The organism is Paenibacillus agaridevorans (assembly GCF_003112455.1).
GTDB lineage: Bacteria > Bacillota > Bacilli > Paenibacillales > Paenibacillaceae > Pristimantibacillus > Pristimantibacillus agaridevorans.
This window is the reverse complement of record NZ_BDQX01000119.1, coordinates 1-21,064: the sequence shown is the minus strand read 5'-3', so window position 1 is coordinate 21,064 and position 21,064 is coordinate 1. Positions and strand designations below refer to the sequence as shown.

Here is a 21,064-nt window from a genome sequence, read left to right as displayed (position 1 = left end):
TCGAATATGGAACGCAAGCGAAACTTCCGGTGCTCACGTAGCTTCCACTACGCTCCGCTCCTCATTTTCTACTTGCCTTCCATCTTCTCGGTGCTGAAAACCGAACTTTTTGAACACTCACTATATGTATTACCCGGCATGTTAACGGAAAGTTTGCTGCAAGGATAAATAAGTTCAGCAAAAAAACCTCATCACCATTAAAGCGGGGATGAGGTTCTTGGAACCTAGCTCAGCACGCGACGAAGCGCGTCGGCCCAGATGTTATATCCTTTCTCCGTCAGATGACAGGTATCGAACGCGATTTCTCGCGACAGAATCCCGTCCTTATCCAACATAAACGAGCCTATATCCAGGAATACATAATTGCGTTCTTCTGCAAATTGCTTATAGAGGACATTAATATCCGAAATTAACTTTCTTGTCGGATGCTCCGGATGTTCCTCGCGCGGGAATACGCCCATCAGCACAATTCGCGCTGCAGGCGCTTCCGCCTGAACCCGATCGCAGATGGCACGTACGGCGTCGCGGATTTCCGCAGCCGTGTTTGCCCGGGCATTCGCTGTTTCGCTGGTATTATTCGTCCCGATGTTAATCACGACCCACGATGGAGACAACCCGACCAACTGGCCATGCTCCAGCCGCCACAACACGTTCTGGGTTCGATCCCATCCGAATCCGAGATTCAGGACGCGCTTTCCGGCGAATACGGATTGCCATGCTTTCTGCTCGCCGTGCACCGTCTCCGATTCCGGCTGACCCCCCCAGAAATGCGTGATCGAGTCGCCGATCAGCACAATCTCAGGATCGATGGCTCCTTGCTCTGCCAGTACTTGCGAATGGCGCGCCCACCAATCGTAGCAATCATCCTCCAATTTCGAGACGGGAATTATCGATGTATTCACCGCATTCCAGGGAATGATGATACTCGCACTTATAAAAAAGATCGATTCTATCCTAGAAGTGGAAGCCTAACCAATCTGTCAAGTCAAGTTCACAAAAAAGTAGACGCAATGATTTTAATCTACTACTAATAGTGTTACACTAAGAGATAAGGTCATGAATGATCCGGAAAAGATGTACGACTAGCCTGCGCCCCGTCGCATCGCCCGAGGCGCCTACGAAGACAAGCCTACATCCTTTCTGCAAAAATGAAGGATTAAGGACGGTATATATGAGCAACCAACCTAAGAAAACAGACGTCATCCTGATTGGCGCCGGCATAATGAGCGCGACTCTGGGCTCGCTGCTAAAGGAACTCGCTCCGGACTGGAACATTACAGTATTCGAGCGCCGCAGCGCTGCGGGAGAGGAAAGCTCCAATGAGTGGAATAACGCGGGGACGGGTCACGCTTCCTTGTGCGAGTTGAACTACACAACCGAGAAAGCTGACGGCTCCATGGATATTAGCAAGGCTGTCAAGGTAAACGAAGAGTTCCAGGTATCCAGACAATTCTGGTCCTATCTGGTAGATCGCAAGCTCATTCGCAATCCGAAGGACTTTATCAGTCCCGTTCCCCACATGAGCTTCGTGCAAGGGGAGAAGGACGTTAACTTCCTGAAGAAGAGATTCCAGGCGATGTCCGCGAATCCGCTGTTCGAGGGAATGGAATACTCCGAAGATCCCGAACAACTGGCGAAGTGGATCCCGCTCATGATGAAATATCGGACGGAGAGCGGTCCGATTGCCGCTACGCGGATCGAATCCGGCACGGACGTCAACTTTGGCTCCCTGACCCGCATTTTGTTCAAGCAGTTGGCTACGCAGAATGTAAACATTAACTATAATCATCGAGTAGACGATATAAAACGCGCAGCCGACGGCTCCTGGCAGCTCAAGGTGCGCAACGAAGCCACCAATTCGGTGGAGCGTCATCATGCCAAGTTCGTATTCATCGGCAGCGGCGGCGGCAGCCTGCACCTCTTGCAGAAGTCGGGTATTCCCGAAGGCAAGAGCATCGGCGGCTTCCCGGTCAGCGGTCTGTTCATGGTGTGCCGCAAGCCGGAGCTCGTGTCGCAGCACCGCGCAAAAGTATACGGCAAAGCGTCGGTCGGCGCTCCGCCAATGTCCGTGCCGCATCTGGATACGCGCGTCATCGAGGGCAAGGAGTCGCTGTTCTTCGGACCGTTCGCCGGCTTTACGCCGAAGTTCTTGAAGTACGGCTCCAACCTGGACTTGTTTACGTCCATCAAGCCGCATAATCTCGTGACGATGATGGCCGCGGGAGTAAAGAACATGCCGCTGACCAACTATCTGATCAAGCAGCTTATGTTGTCCAAGGAACAACGGATGGAAGAACTTCGTCAGTTCGTTCCTAACGCGAAGAGCGAGGACTGGGAGCTTGTCGTGGCAGGGCAACGTGTACAAATTATCAAGGACACGGCTGCCGGCAAGGGCACGCTGCAATTCGGCACGGAGGTCATCAGCGCCGCTGACGGCTCCATCGCCGCTCTGCTAGGTGCTTCGCCAGGCGCTTCGACCGCCGTATCCGTTATGCTCGAAGTGATCGCCAAGTGTTTCCCTCAGCATGTCAAGGCGTGGGAGCCGAAGCTTAAGGAAATGATTCCTTCCTATGGCAAGACGCTGCTGGATCATCCGGATCTGATCCAGGAGATACATGCAACAACTGCGCAAGCGCTGGGCTTGAACGATGCATCAGCATCCAAGACGGCTCAACGCACCGTATCCTAAAGAATTGTGAATGAACCGCCTCTTTGCGAGGCGGTTTTTTTGTTGTCTTGCATTCCTTATATTGTGCGCAATGTTAGAGAATCCAAGTCACTTGAGGATGCGACGATGGCACAAACTTTTTTAGCTCAATGCCGAACGACTGTGCCAGCTTTTGAAGAACGGTATACTCTCGCATGTCCCTTCTGAGTTTTTTAAGCCTGGCCTAGACAACGCTCAAATTTAAGGGTAAAACGTCCCTTTACTTTATTGCCAATTCCTTTTAGCGATGAAGTAGAGGGAAATGTTCCCACTAATTCAAGCGGACAGGCCGGCTGTCGCGATTTCATTCGTGATTAGAGGGCAAATTTCCCATTAAAGTCGCAAAATCCGGTTTAGAAGCGAATTTAGAAGGCACTTTTCCCATTAATCTCAATGTCCACGTTAATCGCATTATCACATTAACCGCAATATCCACATTACATCTTCATCTCACCTACTTCTCCTTCCCTAAAGTGTCAAATTGCTCTCACAGGCTGAGGACGCACTTTATTCTGGTGGAAACTTGCCCCCTTGTAGAGTAGAGTAGAGAGCTGTATTTGAAAGAAGGGCGCAAGCCCCCTATTTACTTTTCAGCTCCCCCTTTGTCATCCTCCCCTTAGCTCACCGTCCTTGGCCGTTCCATGCGGCTTACGCCCGGCCAGCGGAAGGTTGCCCACTCCGGCAAATGTTTGTCGATACGCGCGACCAGTACCGTCATATCGTCCACGATGTCACCCTCGTGATAACGAACCACCGTCTCGAGCAACGCGTCCGCCATCTCCTGCGGATTCTCCGTACTCATCTCCCCTATAATCCGTTTCATCCACATCTCCTTATTCACCGCGTATCCCGGAGCATCGTAGATGCCGTCGCTCATCATAATGAGCGTATCGCCGGGCTGAAGCTGCATCGACACAAAGTCGACGTCGATATCCTGTATGATTCCGATTGGCAGATTGTTGGCCGTAATCGGAATAACCTCCTTCCCGCGTTTGATGAAGCTGGGCGTCGAGCCGATCTTCATAAATGTCGTGTGAGCTGTATAGAGATCGACGATAGCCAGGTCTACCGTCGCGTACATTTCTTCGGCAGAACGAAGCAGCAATACGGAGTTTACCGATTTCACCGCCAGCTTCTCGTCCATGCCCGACTGCAGCAGCTGCTGCAGAATGGATAACGCCGCGCTGCTCTCCTGGCGCGCGCGCTCCCCGTTGCCCATGCCGTCGCTGATCGCGACCGCGAACTTGCCGCCGCCAAGCTCCATCAAGGTAAAGCTGTCTCCCGACAGCAGATCCCCGCCCTTGGCGGCGCCCGCTACGCCCGTCTCCACCTCGAATTGCTTCGCCGAGGCGAATATCGCCAGCGACGGCTCTCCTTGCTTCGCCGGCTCGCGCTCCGACTTGACCGCGATATGCTCCCCCAAAATATCGCTAAGCAGCGGCGCGATGATTTTTCGGCATTCGTCGAAGCCCCTCTCGAATGAGTGGTACACTTCGATCTCTACATTTCCCTCCTCCAGATTGACGATATCTACGCCTTGTATCGATAAACCGAGTCCCTCCACTGCTTCCCGGATCTGCTCCTCCTGCAGATGAAGCGTCTGACCTTCGCGTCGGATTTCCTTGGACAGGTCCTCCATAACCTGGGATACGCCGTACAACTGGTCCGCTACAAGCTGACGGGACTCGAGAATTTGTTTTTTCCAATGCATGTTGTTCTGATACAGCTCATATTGATGTTGCATAACGCCGAGCACCTGGGACGTCTTCCCGCAATGGGACGTCCATGAACGAGGATGATCCTTGGCCGCGGGCACGCGCTTCTCCTCTACGGCGGCCATCATATCCGTCATCATATTGTACGTGTGGAAGTACTTGTCCTCCCAGCAAGCATTGCGCCGATGACAGGAGAAGCAGCTTCGTTCCGCGACGGCGTTCATAAAGCTGGCGATCTCATCGTCGCGCTTAACCTCGGTCGCCTTCTGATTCAGTTGCCCGAAGGTACGCGACAGCTGGCGGAATACATCGGAAAACTTTATGACGCGTTCAGCCGTCACCTCCCGTACGCGCTTTGCATATTCATGCTGCGACTTCGCATGTTCATTGGTGCCCGGCACATAACGGGCAATGGTTCGAATGACGCCGCGCGGGGTAAGAAGCAATAAGGTGGCTGCGGCGACCGACTCCCATGTGGAGTTCATGACATCGGACTGGGTGCCAATGTAGATCGTCAAGATCGACGTGCCGAGCAGCAGGCCGAACGCGGCAGCCATCTTCCCGCCATCCCGCAGCAGACCGGCGAGCAGACCGGCGAATGCGAGCATGCTCATCTGCACAATGGCGCTGAAATCCGCCAGGCTCAGGATGAGGCCAGCCACGACGCCAACGGATGCGCCAAGCGGCGCGCCGCCTGCCATCGCGAACAGAAGCAGCAGGTAACGGGACATGACATGCTCTGCCGACATGCCATAGAGAATCCAGCCGACGGCCCCCGTCATGACAGAGGCTAACAGAATCATGACGCAGATGATCTCCTCATGCTTGAGCGTTGCCGACTTCTTCGTCATCGTCAATACGGGGATCGCATGGATAAAGACTAACGTCAGCACGAAGGCCAGCGAAGCCTCGACAACGACGAGCATAAAGCTGTACCAGCTTAAGCTGTCGCCGATAAACACGCTAAACAGCTGGACAAGCAGCGTTGATATAAAGACCAGAATCGGAGCGGTGGACAGCTCCGCTTTTTCGTATGTCTCGAGCGCCTTTAACAATAAGAACATGACGGCGATCTCCATCGCGATCCATAACGGCGCAGGTTCGGCGGCCAGCCAGCTGCCGGCTACGAGCGACGCCGCAATCCACGGGTAGATGTCCCTTCGCATAAAGTAGATGACTGCGAAGTAAGCGACGGCAAACGGCATCAGCGACTCCAGAATGACGGCTCGTCCCAGCAAAAAAGCAACGGCAACAAGCAGGAACGTCCATTTTTTGGCCAAAAGCATATTCATAAATCCTTTTGCAGCCTTCCACTCTACAGCCTTTTCCTTCAGGTTGCGGACGAAGCTCCCCTGCCTCATCCCGGATCTGCCAAGCGCATTCTCCTTCTTCATGAAAGACACCACCTTATCCGAATGTAATGTGTTCCCCATTATAGGGGCTCATCCTTATAAAGTTTGTCAGTTATCGTAAGTCGCGCCAAAGTTTTTTCCGACAAAGCGAAAGAGCGCCGCGCGCCTTGTCATGTGGCATACAAATGCAGGCCCAGCGCGGCTTTGCGCTGATGGCCGACTCGTCATCCGACAAATCTCCCTCAACAAATTTTATAGAGAACGCTTTCAATTCAATGGCGACGATGGCAGGAACCTGTCGGTAATGGAAGAGTATGGGGGAAAACTATTGAGCTCGGCGAGGAATATTTCAGAAATGCCGATCAACAGGCGCCGGCTTCGACATACGCAGACCCTATAATGGCAAATTAGCGGTGTTAGCCACCCGGAACGAAAGCATTCGACGGTAGTCAGGCCAGGCAATTCGATTATCAAGTCGGAAAAGGGAAACGACCGGCGCTTCCTGGGACAGGGATAGGCTGCGGGAACCGGAGACGGACATTTCCTCCCCGGCGCGATCCGTTATTTCGTGATGACTAACATGATCGTTTCCTGCAGCCTCTTCCAGGTGAGGCCGATTATTTATTTTTCGCCCAACAAAAGTTCCATGACATACATCTCAAGCGCTTCATAGTTTCGGGAATTTTGATAGGCAGACACTAACTCCTTGTCCATACGTCGAACCTTGGACTCCAGCAATTTAACCATTTTTAAGCTATTTTCCAAATGAGCATACGACAGCTCCCCGGATTGCGTTCTCATAGCCTTTACGTCAAGACCGACATACTCGCCATTGCTGCCGTACCCGTTGTCCATAAGTACTTTAATCTGGTTAAAGGCGGAACGCAAATTTTCGACGCCAAACGATTTGTCCTGATCGTATCGAAGGCCGTTTTGATCGTTGAGATGGACGCCCCATAATTTTCGTTGCGCCAAGCAGAACGCCATTTCCAAAGCAGGGTCAAGACCGGCCAGCACGGCATGCGCGGATTCCAGCAAAGCACCGACGCGTTCAGGATCGTTGGTTCCAGCCGCAAATCCGAGAACGTGCCCGACCGTCGGAACGAAGCTTCGGTCGATCGGCTCGTTTGGCTTCGGCTCGATCAGAATGCGAATGCCGGGATCGTAGGCCAGCATCGCATTTACCGCATCGCGCAAGCGCTGCAGGCTGACGACCGGATCCTTGCTCTCCGCGCACAGTGTACCTTCCCTCGCAAGCCACAGCACCAAGCGATCGGAGCCGAGTTCTCTTGCGATATCGATGGAGCGCAGCGACCTCCATAATGCAAACTCTCTGTCCTCTGCCGAATTGGAGGTATAGCCGCCATCGATCGTTCTCCCGTCCATCCACAAGCGCGGAGCGACAAATTCGGCTTCCATGCCTTGTGAGTCCAAGTGTTGCTTCAATTCCCTCGCCTGCGACTTGATTTGGTTTTCCGACAGGTCGTTCATATCCGGCACCGCGTCGTCATCGTGAAACTGAATGCCCGTAAACCCGATTTCCTTGAATTTAGCCAATTTCTGCTCAAAAGAAATGGACGTTCTTACTTCGGGACCAAATGCGTCCGCACCTTCATGCACGTTCCATGGGCCGACTGAAAATTTAAAACTCGTCATCTTTATCTGCCTCCGTTATCGATTTTCATTTATAAATGCGGATTGCATCGCCGCGAACTTGCTGGGCATAATTCCGACCGCCGATTTAAATGATCGGCTAAACAAATGGATGCTGGAAAATCCGACTTCATCCGCAACTTCGGTCAAAGTGAGCTTTCCTTCGACGATTCTTTTTTTCGCTTGTTCAATCCGGATATGCGTGACGTACTTATGAAGCGATATGCCGAGCTGCTTCCTAAACAAATGGGACAAATGGTTTGTGGACACCCCGACATGTTCACTAATCGACATGTTGTTAAGCTGAGGGTCGGAAAAGCAATCGTTTATATAGTTGATCGCTCTTTCGATAAATGCCCACCCTTTTGTCATTTTGCCTTCGTCGTCCTTGCGATCCACCTGGTTTTTCAAGAAGATGTGCAGCAATTCCAAACAAATCGATTTCATAATCAAAGAGCTTCCTGGTCGTTTGTCCAGAAACTCCTTATGCAGCAACAGAAACCGCTTCTTCAAATCGATCCTGTCCGCTAATTGCAAATGGGAGATCGGTTTGATCGAAGTCAGCTTCATTTCCCTATCGACGACCTTTTTCCTCAACCGCTTCGTCGCGTTCGTATACTTCAGCAAGCTGCGCTCCTCGTCGTAATAAAGATCAAAGTGAAAAATATATTGAATCAATGGGACGGACGAGGTCGATTTAATGATATGAGACATAAAAGGGTGCATGAGCAAAATGTCGCCCTCTCGAGCCTCATACTTCACTCCGCTTAGGAAAAACTCCGCTTCTCCCTGCTCGATATACGTAAAGACGTGATCGTGATCCATCCATTCTCCGGTTAGCGAGTTGGACTTCATAATTCTCGCCGCCCTGACGAAAGGGGAAATGCTGTTCATCCATGTCTCATACATTACATTGACCTCCTTACTGACTTCACGTCCATTAAAGCTTTTCTAATATTTAATCGTAACCTTCGAGCCTGTGATCGTCGATTGCTCAATCGCGTCCAGAATAACCTGGTTGCGATACCCATCCTCGAAGCTCGGAGAAGGTTTGCCGCCGACTCCGGAGATCCCCCGCATAAACTCATGCATCAAATTAATAAAGGTATGCTCGTATCCGATCCCATGCCCCGCAGGCCAATAAGCCCCTGCATAGGGATGTACGCCCTCTGTGCAGGTAATTGTCCGAAAGCCCTGTGTGCCGCGAGGATCACTATCCAAGTATAGTTCAAGGTTGTTCATTTGCTCCATCCCCCAACGGATCGAGCCCTTTGAGCCGTTGATCTCGATGCGGTTTCCGTTACGATTCCCTTTGGCGAAGCGAGTAGCTTCGAACACGCCCACTGCTCCGTTATCGAATCTTGCCAACGCGGCCGCCGCATCATCCACATCCACCTCGGCAAAGGAGTCGCCGCTGGCCGCTGCCTCCAATCCCCCCGACATTTCGCCTACGGGCCTCGACTTTATAAACGTTTCCATCAGACCGGACACTTCGCGAATTTCCCCTACCAAGAACCTGGCCAGATCTATGGAATGCGCCATGAGATCGCCCAACGTTCCGGATCCGGTTACGTCCTTCCTCATACGCCACACAAGCGGGAACGCGGGGTCCATAATCCAATCTTGCAAGTATTGGGCGCGAAAATGATAAATATCTCCTAGTACGCCCTCTTGAATAAGCTTCTTCGCCCATTGCACGGCCGGCACGAATCGATAGTTGTGGCAAATCATATGAACGATGCCCGCTTGCTCCGCGGCTTTCCACATTTCCTTGGCCTCAGTAGCATTCATCGCAAGCGGTTTCTCGCAGAGCACATGTTTGCCTGCCTTCGCTGCGGCAATGGCGATCTCCGAATGCGAGACGTTTGGAGTGCCGATGTCGATAACGTCGATATCGTCCCTTTCCAATAATCGCCGCCAATCCGTCTCGTAAGATAACCATCCCAGCTTCTCCGCGGCGAGCCGAACGGCGTTCTGATCCCGACCGACAAGCGTTTGCAGCACGGGCTCAACATCCGTATCAAAATAAAAGGGCAAATCCCTGTATGCATGGCTATGTGCTTTACCCATAAACTTGTAGCCGACCATGCCGATACGCACCTTTTTATTAGCCGTCATGACGGAGTCACGCTCCCCTGACCGGAATGTTCAGCTGTTGCTCAACAAAGTCGCGGCAAATTCGTAAGCTCTGCATCGGGGTGCTTGTCGACTGATCGATTTCGACGGTCATCCAGCCCTTATATCCAATTTCGTTTAAAGCTTCGATGATCGGCGGGAAATCGATAGAACCAAGCCCAAGCTCGCAAAATACGGGAAGCGCCTCGTTGCCCATCAGCATCGGGAAGTCCTCTTTTGTCGCCTCCTTGGAGGTTAAATCCTTTAAATGCACATAGGCGACCCGATCTCGATACTTCCTGATAATCGCCGCCGGGTCCATGCCCGCTCCGGTCAAGTGAGCCGAATCCGGCGCAAAAAATACTACATCAGGATCGCATAGGTTCATCAACTCGTCGAGCTCGTTCTCGTCCTGCACCTCCGTCCACAGATGTGGATGCAGGCATGCTTTAACTCCAAGCTCGAACGTTCTTTTGGCTGCCTCGTTAATCGTCACCGCCGCTTGCTTTAACTCTTCCAAACTTGTCGGCTTCTGGCGGGGGCCGCCTGGTCCAAACACCAAATGCTCGGCTCCGCATTTGGCGATGGAGCGCGCCAGACGAACGTTGTAATCGATAATTTCCTGGCGAGCATCCGGATTCGCGAATCTCCGGTTCATCCCCCCGGATGCGCCGCCGTAAAGGCCAGTCATCGCAAGATTATGTCGAGCCAAAAGCTCCTTAAATTCCTCGATTCGATCCTCGTAGGAAAGAACGAAGGATGCCCATGGCTCTATTGCCCGGTAGCCGAGCTTGGAAGCCTCCTCCAGCGCCTTGTGATGATCCTCCCCCCACGTAATCGCATGTACCGCAATGTTTCCTTTGAAAGTAGACATAGTTAAACCTCCGCTAAGCATAATAAAGATCCGTTTTCCTACCTTAGTATAAAATCAGGCGCATCGGTCGGTCTTTATCACCAACACTTGTTTTTTGTCCAAAACAACGATCCTTTTCATCCTTTTACCGCCCCGGCGGTCATACCAGTCATAATCTTGTTGCTAAAAAATAAATACATCACGATAATAGGCAGCGAGGTTAGGACAAGACCGGCTATTTTGCCGGTATAATCCGTCGTATGTTGGCCGCTGAAAAAGGTTAGCCAAATCGGAAGCGTAAACAGCTCGGACGATTTATTTAGCACAAGCGCGAACGAAAACTCGTTCCATGTGCCAAGAATGCTTAAAATCGCAACCGTCGACATAATCGGCAGGCAGATCGGAAAGATAACTCTGAACATCGTGTAATCGAATGAGCTTCCGTCCATATACGCCGCCTCTTCGATTTCCCTGGATATACCTTTAATGAAGCTGTCGAACAGGAAAATCGCCACCGGTAAATGAAATGCGATGTAAGGAAGAATCAGCGTGAACCGAGTATCCAACATCCCCATCCACTTGAACTGCACAAATAGCGGTACAAGCAGCGCGTGAATCGGAATCATCATGCCGGACAAGAACAGCACCATCATGATTTTTTTACCCTTGAATTCGATTCTGGAAAAAAAATAACCGATGACAAATGCACATAAAATGATCAACGGAACCGTAATAATGGTGTTGAGCAGGCTGCTAAAAATCGCAGAACCGATATTTCCGATATTGAAGGCGTTCACATAATTCTCCAGCGTCGGGCTTGAAGGCAGCGACATCGTGCTTATGCTGAATTCCTTATTTGATTTCAAAGACGAATACAGCATCCAGACGATCGGAAATAGAGCCGACAAAGAAAATAGAAACACGATCAGATTCGTTCCCGCATACCCCAGTTTTACCGTAATAGAAGAGCTTTTTCTCATTTTTCCGACTCACCGCCTATCCATCTGGACATGATCAGAACGATAATCGCACACAAGATTAGCATCCCGATGGAAATTGTGCTTCCATAGCTCAATCGGCTCATCGTGAAGGCGTTGTTGTAAGCGTATTGGGCCATTACCATCGAGCTTCGGCCGGGACCTCCGCCCGTCATGACATAAATGTGATCGAACACTTTCAACGTTCCGGTAATACAGAGAATAAGAGCAACGCTCATCACATTTTTTAACAACGGGAAGATGACATACGCCGTTTTCTTGAACCACGTGGCTCCATCAATTTCACTTGCTTCCAGCACTTCCTTCGATATATTTTGCATCCCCGCCAAAAAAATAATAAAATACAAACCGATGTACTGCCAGATAAGCGGAACCGATACCGAATACAATACATAATTGGGATTATCCAGCCATAACACAGGATCTGCGTTAAAGAGATTTAATAGCCAGTTGAGCACTCCCATGCGATAGTTGTAGATTAACGACCACAAGTAGCCGGTTACGACCGGAGCCAGAACGACCGGCAAAAATATCGCGATGCGATGAAGGCCCTCCAGCTTTAGTAGCTTGGTCATAAAAAAGGAGGCAATTAGAAAAGCAAACCCGACCTGTCCTAAGACGCTAAAGATCGTGAGAATGATATTGTTTTTAACCGAAAACCAAAAATCGTTGTCCTTCGCCAGCAAGATGTAGTTTTGCAGCCCGATAAATTTGGTGCCTCCCTCATTGAACACGCTGTAATAAATCGAAATTAGCAGCGGCAGCAATACGGTAAAGGCGTACATCGAGAAAATAGGAACCAAATAACGAAATGCAGGACCTGCCCGCAGCTTGAAAAGTCGGCTATTGCTCATATCATACACTCCTCTCCTGAAAGATAAGCGAGGCTAAGGGGGAGCTTCTCCCCCTTGCTTCGCTTTCGCTTAGTCTACCAGCAGCTTCGTTATTTCATCGTATCCCTTACGCTCTGTATTTTCTTGGACAGCTCCTCGGGGGTAACGCCTCCGATCAGCAGATCCTGAAGTCCTTTATAGATGACTTCAACCAACGCCGGACTAAGTTGAATATCGTAGATTGGCGAGAACTTTTTGTCGTTCATCAGTTCGAAATAGTCCACCGACAGCGGAGAAAGTTTCGATTGATCATATTCCTCCACCTTGACGGGAGGCTGACCGTTGTTTTCGATTTTCGTCCTACCGTACTCCTGGCCGGACACACTTTTAATCAAAGCGATAGCCGCATCTTTTTTAGCGCCAGTCAGCTCCGAGTTGAAGGCCAACGACCAGCCGGAACCGCCTGCAACGGACATGGGATCGCCCTTTCCTCCCGGAACGGCAGGAAGAATCGCTAATCCGGTCGCTTTCTGAATATCCTCGGGAGCATCGCGGGAAATATTAGTGACCGCCCAAGCACCGTCTACAATCATAGCCGCTTGTTTGTTGAAATATAAGGTTCTTGCCATATCGCCGTCGATGCTGTTAATGTCCGGGTTAAACGCACCCATTTCGGCCAATTTTTGAAGCGCTTTCAAAGAATCTACGAATTCAGGATCCGTAAATTTCGCCGTGCCTTCCTTCACCGCCTTAAACCAAGCCGTACCGGTATAGCGGTCAGCCAACGTGCCAAACAAAACCGATCCGACCGGCACGTTCGACTTGTTGCCCATCGCTATCGGGGTTAACCCGTTGTCCTTGAGTTTGAGGATTGCGTCAGTGAATTCCTCCCACGTTTGCGGAAACGATGCGATACCCGCCTGCTTAAACAACTCTTTATTATAGTAAATGACATGGACAGAGAACATCGCCGTCGGTACGCCGTATATTTTTCCATCGGTCGTAAATTCGTCGAAGCTGTTCGGCAGAAAGCCGTTTTTCCATTCTGCATCTTGATCCAACGCTTCGTTAAACGTTCCGACGTATCCCTTTGGAATGTAGTCGAGCAGCATTGAGCCGTTCGCTACAAACAGGTCAGGCAGTTCTCCCGAGGCCCCTAGCGTCGTCATTTTCACCCGGTAAGGGTCATGCGGAACCGCTTCTTCGACGAGATTGATCTCAGGGTTCTCCTTGCGGAACTTCTCCAGGGCATCCCGGAAAATAGCGCCATTGTCGTCAATGTCGAAATGTCCGATCGTCAGCGTGATTTTGTCCGAGGGAGCTTTACCGTCATCATTGCCGGCTGACGAATTTTTGCCGCATCCGATTAACGCGATAGAAACGATAAGCAAAATGATCAGAAGCATTTGCATTTTTCTATGTCTCATTAACATGTATAAACCCCTCCGATTATTGTAGATTTGCGAAAGCTATATCGAATCCGGCCTTGGATCTGGCCAACAGCTCGTCCATGCTTAAAGAAGATGGCGAGCCCAACACTTCTTGGGCAACAACGCCGGAATAACCTGCCGCCTGTAAGGCTTGCAGAAAGCCGTGCAAATTGATGACGCCCTCGCCCGGATACAAGCGATCGCCATCCAGCAGGTTTTCGATCGGTCCGGCCTTGGCATCGTTGATATGAACGTGAACGATATATGCCGGCTTCAGCTTTAATAGATCGTCTGTCGTCATTCCGTTAGTATGCCAGTGATAAGAATCGATCAGTAAGCCCACATTATGCGCTCCGATCGTCTCGATCCAATCGAGTGTGTCGTCCATTGTCCATAAAAACGGGTTAGCCCATTGCGTTCGTAAATGCCAGCTGCCTACGAATTCCAATCCAAGACGAATGCCGTAAGCTCCCAAAATGTCGGCGCATAACTTCAATCGGCGTGTCGCTGCAGCCATAAAAGGGGCGGCTGGCTCATCGGTGGATGGTAAAATATACGTGCAGCACTTGAAGCAGCCTAAGGACATAGCCGCTTCAGCCGCTTCCGGCAGAGCTTTTAACCCTTCCCTAAATCGCTCTTCGCTAGATCGCCAGTCGACATCCAAATCGATGGATCCGATCATGACCCCTTTGTTATCCAGCAAGTCCTTCGCTTTTTCCATCCCGCACTCCCGAATAAAATGAAGCGGATTAAGATCGATCGCTTGAAAGCCGAATTGAGCCGCTCCAGAAATTAAGCGCTCATTTGATTCGATCGTTCCCAGGCCTGCCCGCGTTAATCCTCTAATCACTTATTATTCCTCCTAGGACCAATCGAACAAAACGCCATTGTATTCGTCCTTGTTGTTTCTTAGGCCCGCGTAAGCTTCTTTCGCCTGTTCCGGCTTTATTACATGGCTAAGCAATGGTTCGATTTGCAATCGGTTTTGTTTCATCAGTTCAAACACGATTTTGGAATTGCGGACTAACGAATGCTTGATAAACGGGTTCGGACCCATTGGATATCTCCATTCGTGGGCCCCTTTAAATGTAATGCAGCCCCGATTGTATAGATGGCAATAATTCAGAACGTCCGTTACATCCGTGTTGAACTCCCCGCGCGGGCTGCCCAGAAAAACGATCTCCCCCAAGCTCCCGATCCACTCCAGACTTTCTACGCCAACTTTGGGTACGCCCGTCGCTTCGATCTGCGTCGACACACCTTGCCCTCCCGTTAATGCCAGAATTTGCTCCTTAACTCCACCATTGCCGCCGTTAAGTACATAATCGACGCAGCATCGTTGCGCGGTTTCTATCCGTTTGGACGACAGATCGACGCCGATAACGAAAGCTCCCTGAAGGCGAGCAAGCTGAGCGGCCAGGTTGCCCACCAAGCCAAGGCCGGTTACGCTTACGTAATCTCCAACCTCGATATTGGACACGCGTACCGCCGTAAATGCAACGGTTGCCATCCGGGTAAACGGCACCCATCTTAAATCAAGGTCGGCCGGAGGTTTAATGCACATATGATTTGCGGATACCACTTGATATTCCGAATGGCTTCCGTAATGGAACACGGTATCTCCCGGCTTGAAGCCCGCAACTCCCTGCCCGACTTCAACGACGCGGCTAACGCTTGCGTAGCCCGGACAAACCGGCAATTGGGCCCATTCTTCCTTGCCGGATAACATCGCCAGCTCTGTTCCTGGGCTGATGAGCGAATAAATCAGTTTAACGAGTACTTCGTGTTCCGCCAGATCCGGCGGACTGAAATCTTCTTCTACGGTTTCAACCTGTTGCGGGCTGACGAACATGATTTTGCGATTTATCAATCGGGTTCACTCCTTTGTTGTCGCTTACATTATTAATTTAGAGCTTTTCCGGTTTGAAGTCTTTGATCACAAAACCGATTTTTTATCTAAAACAACGATCTTCGCCCACTCCCTGAATTCTCTTCCTTCTGACCGAAATTACTTTAATACAAAAAAAACCTTGATAGACCAACGAATGGTCATCAAGGTTCTATAATTTATAAAGTTATTTGTCTCATTAAGTCTCAATTACAAACGTTGCCCACAGCTTTATTGGCGCATGCCGACAGGCATGTGAGTGTATAGGAATTAGATGCGCTTGGCTCCGCGTCCGCCGCGTTTGCCTTCCGTATTCTTCTTAAGGGAAGAGATACGTTCTTCGCTATCCTTTAAGAATCGGGACATTTTATCTTCGAATGACGGTTTACCGTAGGACGGTCTGCCAGAAGATTGTTTGTTGAAGGGACGTCCGCCGCCGCCTGGGCCACGACCTCCACCGCCACCGCCGCCGCCAAAACGGTCTCCTCCAGGGCCGCCGCCCGAACGCTCGCGCTGCGGAGCAGGTTGACCTTCCGGCCGATCAATGGCTTGCTTAATGGATAGTCCGATCTTTCCGTCTTTGTCCACGTTGATCACTTTGACCTTGACGACATCGTCGATCTTAAGATGATCCTTCACGTCCTTGACGTAGTTATCGGCAATCTCCGAGATGTGAACAAGGCCTGTGACACCTCCCGATAAGTCGACAAATGCCCCGAAATGCGTGATGCCCGTCACTTTCCCTTCTAACTTGGCGCCCACTTCAATTGCCATAAAATAAAATGTTCCTCTCTCAAAAGTTTAGTGAGTCCCTGTCCTATCGCTTCCGATAGGAATTGGCTTCTATCGTGATTATACCCGAATGGAAGAAGTAAGGTCAACAGACGTTCACCCCATACGGTGCCTAATATGTGGCGGATTAATCACGGAAAATTTGCTTCTCGCCCTGCTTCACCATTCCTTGCTCCTTGGTGGCAAGCTGAGATATATATTCAGGATCGTTCAGGCGCTCCACCTGACGCTTCAGTTCATCGTTGTTCGCCTTCGCCGCCTCGATCTGAGTCTGGATCGACGTCAGCTTGTCATGAGTCGCCTTCTGCTGCTGCAGCTGTCCGAACAAAGTATAGCCTGCCCAGCCCATAAACAAAAGGATAAACGTCATCCAAAGCTTGTATCTGCGTTTAGCCGCGGCTGTACCGGCCGGCTTCTTCGCCGTTGCAGTTGCAGTTGCCATTAGCGATCTCCCTTCTTGAACCATGATGTCCAGCGGCTCCGAAGGAGTACCGCCAGCTTCCCGATCCGCTCTCCGGGCTTCAGCTTGTCCCAGTAGGGCTTCAGCCATCTTCCCAGCGGACGCCAGATCGGTTTCGTCATCCAAACAAGCAGCAACCCGATTGGACGAACCAATTGTATCACAATCTTTAGAGTGAAAATAGTGAGCGCAGACCCAAATCCTATTAAAACTATAACCACCTTGTAGAGCAATTGAATCGGTTTTACGATAAAAATCTCAAAAATTTTCAGAATAAAGCGAATACAAGCTCGAACGGCCGCAATAAGCCACTTCACCGAGACGATAACCGCCCTGCTGAACAGCCAATAATGGAGGATGACGCCGACAGCCAGTCCAAGAAATACGTACGCCCGCACCTCGCCGTTGTTGCTCGCGTACAGCATTCGGAACACGACGACCGCGGATGCGATCCAATACAGGACGTCGAGCGCCGGCAGCCACCACTTGGGGAATTTCAGCTCGTTCGACACAACGCGGTAGCCATCGAACACCGCACCCATGCCGAGTCCCGACAGCAGCATGACCGCCATCGTCATCCATTGTACGCTAAGCGTCACTTGAACAGCTTCCCGAACAACCCTTTGGACTTCGCGGCTGTTGCACCGTCAAGATAGGCGAGCGAATTTACATGCCCTTCAATGGCGACCAGGCCTTGCTCCAGGCTGAGATGCTTCATATGCAAGTTCTGACCTGCCACCGTTAGAAATCCCAGCTCCGTATCAAGCAGAAATTCTTCGCTGTCGAAACTCTCCACGTTCTTTACGCCCGTCAGCTCCAGCACCTTCCGGCTGATCAGCTTTACATCCTGCGTCTTGTGTCCCTTCCCCTGCTCCACCATACCGCTCTCCCCCGCTTCGCAATCATATTCCCTATTAGAGGTAATTCAAAAAGTCCGCTTTTGATCACGAAGTATACCCTGAAGCCTAGTCGACATCGAATCTTGAATTCAAGCGAAACTTCCGTTGCTCACGTAGCTTCCACTACGCTCCGCTACTCAGTTTCTACTTTCATTCAATTTTCTCGGTGCTGAAAACCGAACTTTTTGAACTCTCACTATTACTTTATGAGAGACGGACAAGGTTTAGAACAAAAGCCTGAGAGAGTCGTGACCTCCGTATGGCGTAACGTCGCGCTGGCGATGGATTGGCGTGTGACGTTGCTGGCGGCAAGAGGTCGGGACACGCTGGATGGCGTGTAACGCTGCTAGCGGCAAGAGGTTGGGGCATGCTGGATTGGTGGCGACACAGCTGGCGGCAAGAGGTCGGGGCACGCTGGATGGCGTGTAACGCTGCTGGCGGCGTAGGTTGGGACACGCTGGATGGCGTGTAACGCTCCTAGCGGCAAGAGGTCGGGCTCCGGCTTGGAATTTAGAGGGAAAATTGCCCTCTAATTATCGGCATTCGCCTGTTGGGCGAACCAATAGTGGGATAATCGCCCTCTAATAGGGTCAAATACTGGTTTTGTACCTTTTAATCTGTTGATTAGATGGAGGATTTCCTCTTATTAGCCCCCATGGACATCCATAGTCGAGAATAAAGGGAGGTTTTCCATCTAATCACTAAGGCACTAAATAGCTAGGGTGCTACGGCAATAAGATGCTAAGGTGCTGAGCTGCTAAGGCGCTAAGCTCGGGCAACCTCCACTTCCGTCTATACAGCAAGAACCGCCCAGCTCCGGTCATCCGGTCGTAGGCGGTTCTTGTTGCCTGAGCATGAAGCGACCGCCTCTCGGGGAGGCGGACTGCTTCGTACTTAAGGCTTCTCCCACTCGAGCTCGCTCTCGCGGGGACGCTGCTCTTCTTTCACCAGGGTGTACATCTCGCCGGCTTCTTCCTTGCGAGTTGTCTCCATGAGGCGCTCGACGCGCACCGTGACGATCTTTTGTCCATACTGGATCTGAAGTTCGTCGCCAACCTTTACAGCGCTGCTAGCCTTCGCCTCGCGGCCGTTAATCCAAACGCGCCCTTGCTCGGATACATCCTTCGCGACGGTGCGGCGCTTGATTAATCTGGACACCTTGAGAAATTTATCGAGACGCATGAATTACTTGATCGCTTCTTTCAGCTTGTTGCCTGCTTTAAATGCAGGAACTTTGGATTCCGGGATTGTAATTTCTTTGCCCGTTTGCGGGTTGCGGCCTACGCGGCCGGAACGTTTGCGAGTTTCGAAAGTACCGAAGCCGATCAGTTGCACTTTGTCGCCGCCAGCCAGAGCGTCAGTTACTTCGCCCAGGAAGCCGTTCAATACCGCTTCTACATCACGTTTAGTCAGGCCGCTTTTCTCAGCAATGTTGTTGATCAGGTCTGTTTTGTTCATCATAGTTTCCTCCTAAAGGTTATCCATATTTTTGTGGCGATGCCGCACATAGGCGGCGATGCCCTTTGGCAAAATCTGCTCTCACGAAGAATACATATTCTTCTCAAGTAGCAGAAATCCTGCTGCTTACAGCAAATTTTTTTGGGAATAGTGCAGAAAAGGGGCGAATTGTGGCGAAAGTCTGCCGGACGCGGGTTATTTTTGCCGCTTTGCTTCCTCCCACCAACGATCCATCTCTAGTAAATCAGTCTGGTCAAAAGTTTTGCCGTTTATACGAAGCTGCTCTTCAATATATTCGAATCTACTACGAAACTTTCGATTCGTGCGAGAGAGCGCTTCTTCCGGGTCTGCCTCGATGAACCTAGAAGCGTTCACGACGGCGAACAACAGATCTCCAAGCTCGGCAGCCTGCTCCTCCCGATCGCCCGTCGCGATCGCCTCGCGAAGCTCCTTAAGCTCCTCTTCGATCTTCGCGAGCATCGGCTCCAGCTCGTCCCAGTCGAAGCCGACCTTCGCAGCCTTCTTCTGAATCTTGTAAGCCTTCATCAGAGCCGGCAAATCCGGCGGAATGCCGTCCAGCTGCGACTTGCGCTCCGTGCCCTTGCGCTTCTTCTCCTCGGCCTTCATAGCCTCCCAATTGACGAGCGCTTCGCCTGCATCTCCTGCGCTTTGATCGCCGAAGACATGCGGATGGCGGAAGATCAGCTTCTCGTTCAGCGTCTGAATAACGTCATAGACGGAGAACATTCCTGTCTCTTCCTCCATCTGGCTGTGAAGCATCACTTGCAGGATAATATCGCCGAATTCCTCCTGCATGCCGTCGGGATCGTCATTGTCGATCGCCTCCAGCGCTTCGTACAGCTCCTCGATGAAGTTCTTGCGGATGGACTGATGCGTCTGCTCGCGATCCCACGGACATCCTTCGGGGCTGCGAAGAATGGCAACAATCTCGTGCAGCCGTTCGAACGTACGGTTCCGAAGCGAAGGGTCGTCGGAGCGCGGTACATAAACAAGCGATAAATTGCCGTATTCCTGGTCGCGATCCAGCTCGAAGAGTGGGACGCGAATGATTCGCTCTTCGCCTTGCACGCCAAGCGCATGGCCGATGATGACTTCATGATCGTCGGGATAACGCTCCATAAGCGCCAGCTTGACATCAGATGCCGTAAATTCGTCATAGACCTGCCCGATAAGCGTATGAAGCTGCGGCTGAAGCAAAGAAGGCTGAAGCTCCGCCGCATCGAGCAGGGCAAAGCCCTCGATAGGATCGATGCCAAGGCTGATGAACGCGGCATCCAGGAAGCTCTCGCCGCCGGTAATCCGAAGCTCGATGCCGGCTTCGGCGCAGCGCTCCCTAAGCAGCTGGACCGTTCGTTCGGCAACCATCGGGTGACCCGGAACGGCGTAGACGATGGAAGGAACGACGGGCGGCGAGGCAGCGTAGCCCGTTCCGGCTGTAGCCGAGATCGTTTCGTCAGTCAGCTCCGATGTCGGATTGCTCGCATTAGCTTCATCGGCCGGCTTCGATTTCCGGGCCTCTTCCAGCAATATCCCGGCAATCCCTTCGTACACTTCGGGAAACGATTCGTACTGCTCATACAGGGAGTCGAATGTCGTATAGGTTATGCCATTCTCGTTCAGCAGCGACATAACGGGATGACGCTCCGTTCGCACGAACAGGCGATTGGCCGATTGCAGCTTTTTCCATACGCCAAGCGTCAGCGCATCGGGATCCCCGGCGCCAAGACCGATAATTTCTATGATGGCTTGAGACATTGTTTATTCCTCCTTCAAGGGTTACTTGGGCGGGATGAGCCCCCGCCGCCGCAATCGGTCGGCCAGCTCCTCGCCGCCCGGCAGCGCGCGCCATTCGCGCGCGCCGATGGCGCCGCCGCGCAGCACGGCGGCGCC

Annotated in this window: 19 protein-coding genes; 1 reads left to right on the top strand and 18 read right to left on the bottom strand. The window is 51.4% G+C overall.

Features of this window, described 5'->3' with window-relative positions; genetic code table 11:
• Positions 1 to 224: 224 nt before the first annotated feature.
• A complete protein-coding gene (locus tag PAT3040_RS12685; RefSeq protein WP_258234960.1) occupies positions 225 to 902 on the bottom strand; it encodes a GDSL-type esterase/lipase family protein in 678 nt (225 codons plus the stop codon).
• 269 nt (positions 903 to 1,171) lie between these two features.
• On the opposite strand from PAT3040_RS12685, the gene PAT3040_RS12680 reads away from it, so the two are divergent.
• Positions 1,172 to 2,689, top strand: a complete 1,518-nt coding sequence (locus PAT3040_RS12680; protein WP_108992940.1) for a malate:quinone oxidoreductase — start codon at positions 1,172 to 1,174, stop codon at positions 2,687 to 2,689.
• 634 nt (positions 2,690 to 3,323) lie between these two features.
• On the opposite strand, the gene spoIIE is transcribed toward PAT3040_RS12680, so the two are convergent.
• The 17 genes from spoIIE to yabN form a co-directional block, all read right to left on the bottom strand.
• Positions 3,324 to 5,816: a stage II sporulation protein E gene (gene spoIIE / locus PAT3040_RS12675; protein ID WP_108992943.1), complete on the bottom strand. Its 2,493-nt coding sequence runs from the start codon at positions 5,814 to 5,816 to the stop codon at positions 3,324 to 3,326.
• A 579-nt stretch (positions 5,817 to 6,395) separates the two neighbouring features.
• On the bottom strand, positions 6,396 to 7,430 hold the full coding sequence (locus PAT3040_RS12670) for a TIM barrel protein (RefSeq protein WP_108992939.1): 1,035 nt from the start codon (positions 7,428 to 7,430) through the stop codon (positions 6,396 to 6,398).
• Positions 7,431 to 7,445: 15 nt separating this feature from the next.
• The gene (locus tag PAT3040_RS12665) at positions 7,446 to 8,336 is read right to left on the bottom strand and encodes an AraC family transcriptional regulator (protein ID WP_108992938.1); all 891 of its coding nucleotides are present in this window, start codon (positions 8,334 to 8,336) and stop codon (positions 7,446 to 7,448) included.
• 42 nt (positions 8,337 to 8,378) lie between these two features.
• A complete protein-coding gene (locus tag PAT3040_RS12660; protein ID WP_108992937.1) occupies positions 8,379 to 9,545 on the bottom strand; it encodes a Gfo/Idh/MocA family protein in 1,167 nt (388 codons plus the stop codon).
• A 7-nt stretch (positions 9,546 to 9,552) separates the two neighbouring features.
• Complete coding sequence (locus PAT3040_RS12655) at positions 9,553 to 10,416, bottom strand: sugar phosphate isomerase/epimerase family protein (RefSeq protein ID WP_108992936.1); 864 nt, start codon at positions 10,414 to 10,416, stop codon at positions 9,553 to 9,555.
• 116 nt (positions 10,417 to 10,532) lie between these two features.
• A complete protein-coding gene (locus tag PAT3040_RS12650) occupies positions 10,533 to 11,375 on the bottom strand; it encodes a carbohydrate ABC transporter permease (RefSeq protein ID WP_108992935.1) in 843 nt (280 codons plus the stop codon).
• Complete coding sequence (locus tag PAT3040_RS12645) at positions 11,372 to 12,247, bottom strand: carbohydrate ABC transporter permease (RefSeq protein WP_108992934.1); 876 nt, start codon at positions 12,245 to 12,247, stop codon at positions 11,372 to 11,374. Before PAT3040_RS12645 ends, PAT3040_RS12650 begins: the two co-directional genes overlap by 4 nt.
• 89 nt (positions 12,248 to 12,336) lie before the next feature.
• Positions 12,337 to 13,659, bottom strand: coding sequence for an extracellular solute-binding protein (locus PAT3040_RS12640; RefSeq protein WP_108992933.1), 1,323 nt, complete (start codon positions 13,657 to 13,659; stop codon positions 12,337 to 12,339).
• A 16-nt stretch (positions 13,660 to 13,675) separates the two neighbouring features.
• Entirely contained in the window at positions 13,676 to 14,506 is an 831-nt protein-coding gene (locus PAT3040_RS12635; RefSeq protein ID WP_108992932.1) for a sugar phosphate isomerase/epimerase family protein, read from the bottom strand.
• Positions 14,507 to 14,518: 12 nt separating this feature from the next.
• Positions 14,519 to 15,526, bottom strand: coding sequence for a zinc-dependent alcohol dehydrogenase (locus PAT3040_RS12630; protein ID WP_108992931.1), 1,008 nt, complete (start codon positions 15,524 to 15,526; stop codon positions 14,519 to 14,521).
• A gap of 288 nt (positions 15,527 to 15,814) precedes the next feature.
• Positions 15,815 to 16,318, bottom strand: a complete 504-nt coding sequence (locus PAT3040_RS12625; protein WP_087571208.1) for a S1 domain-containing RNA-binding protein — start codon at positions 16,316 to 16,318, stop codon at positions 15,815 to 15,817.
• 145 nt (positions 16,319 to 16,463) lie between these two features.
• Complete coding sequence (locus tag PAT3040_RS12620) at positions 16,464 to 16,778, bottom strand: FtsB family cell division protein (RefSeq protein ID WP_179215864.1); 315 nt, start codon at positions 16,776 to 16,778, stop codon at positions 16,464 to 16,466.
• On the bottom strand, positions 16,778 to 17,395 hold the full coding sequence (yabQ, locus tag PAT3040_RS12615) for a spore cortex biosynthesis protein YabQ (RefSeq protein WP_258234959.1): 618 nt from the start codon (positions 17,393 to 17,395) through the stop codon (positions 16,778 to 16,780). The genes PAT3040_RS12620 and yabQ overlap by 1 nt, the downstream gene beginning before the upstream one ends.
• Positions 17,392 to 17,676 carry a sporulation protein YabP gene (gene yabP / locus PAT3040_RS12610; RefSeq protein WP_087571206.1) on the bottom strand — a complete coding sequence of 95 codons (285 nt, stop codon included), beginning with the start codon at positions 17,674 to 17,676 and terminating at the stop codon, positions 17,392 to 17,394. Before yabP ends, yabQ begins: the two co-directional genes overlap by 4 nt.
• Positions 17,677 to 18,589: 913 nt before the next feature.
• The gene (locus PAT3040_RS12605; RefSeq protein ID WP_087571205.1) at positions 18,590 to 18,877 is read right to left on the bottom strand and encodes an RNA-binding S4 domain-containing protein; all 288 of its coding nucleotides are present in this window, start codon (positions 18,875 to 18,877) and stop codon (positions 18,590 to 18,592) included.
• A gap of 3 nt (positions 18,878 to 18,880) precedes the next feature.
• Positions 18,881 to 19,153 carry an HU family DNA-binding protein gene (locus tag PAT3040_RS12600; protein ID WP_087571204.1) on the bottom strand — a complete coding sequence of 91 codons (273 nt, stop codon included), beginning with the start codon at positions 19,151 to 19,153 and terminating at the stop codon, positions 18,881 to 18,883.
• Between the two features lie 195 nt (positions 19,154 to 19,348).
• Entirely contained in the window at positions 19,349 to 20,929 is a 1,581-nt protein-coding gene (yabN, locus tag PAT3040_RS12595; protein WP_108992930.1) for a bifunctional methyltransferase/pyrophosphohydrolase YabN, read from the bottom strand.
• Positions 20,930 to 21,064: the final 135 nt, after the last annotated feature.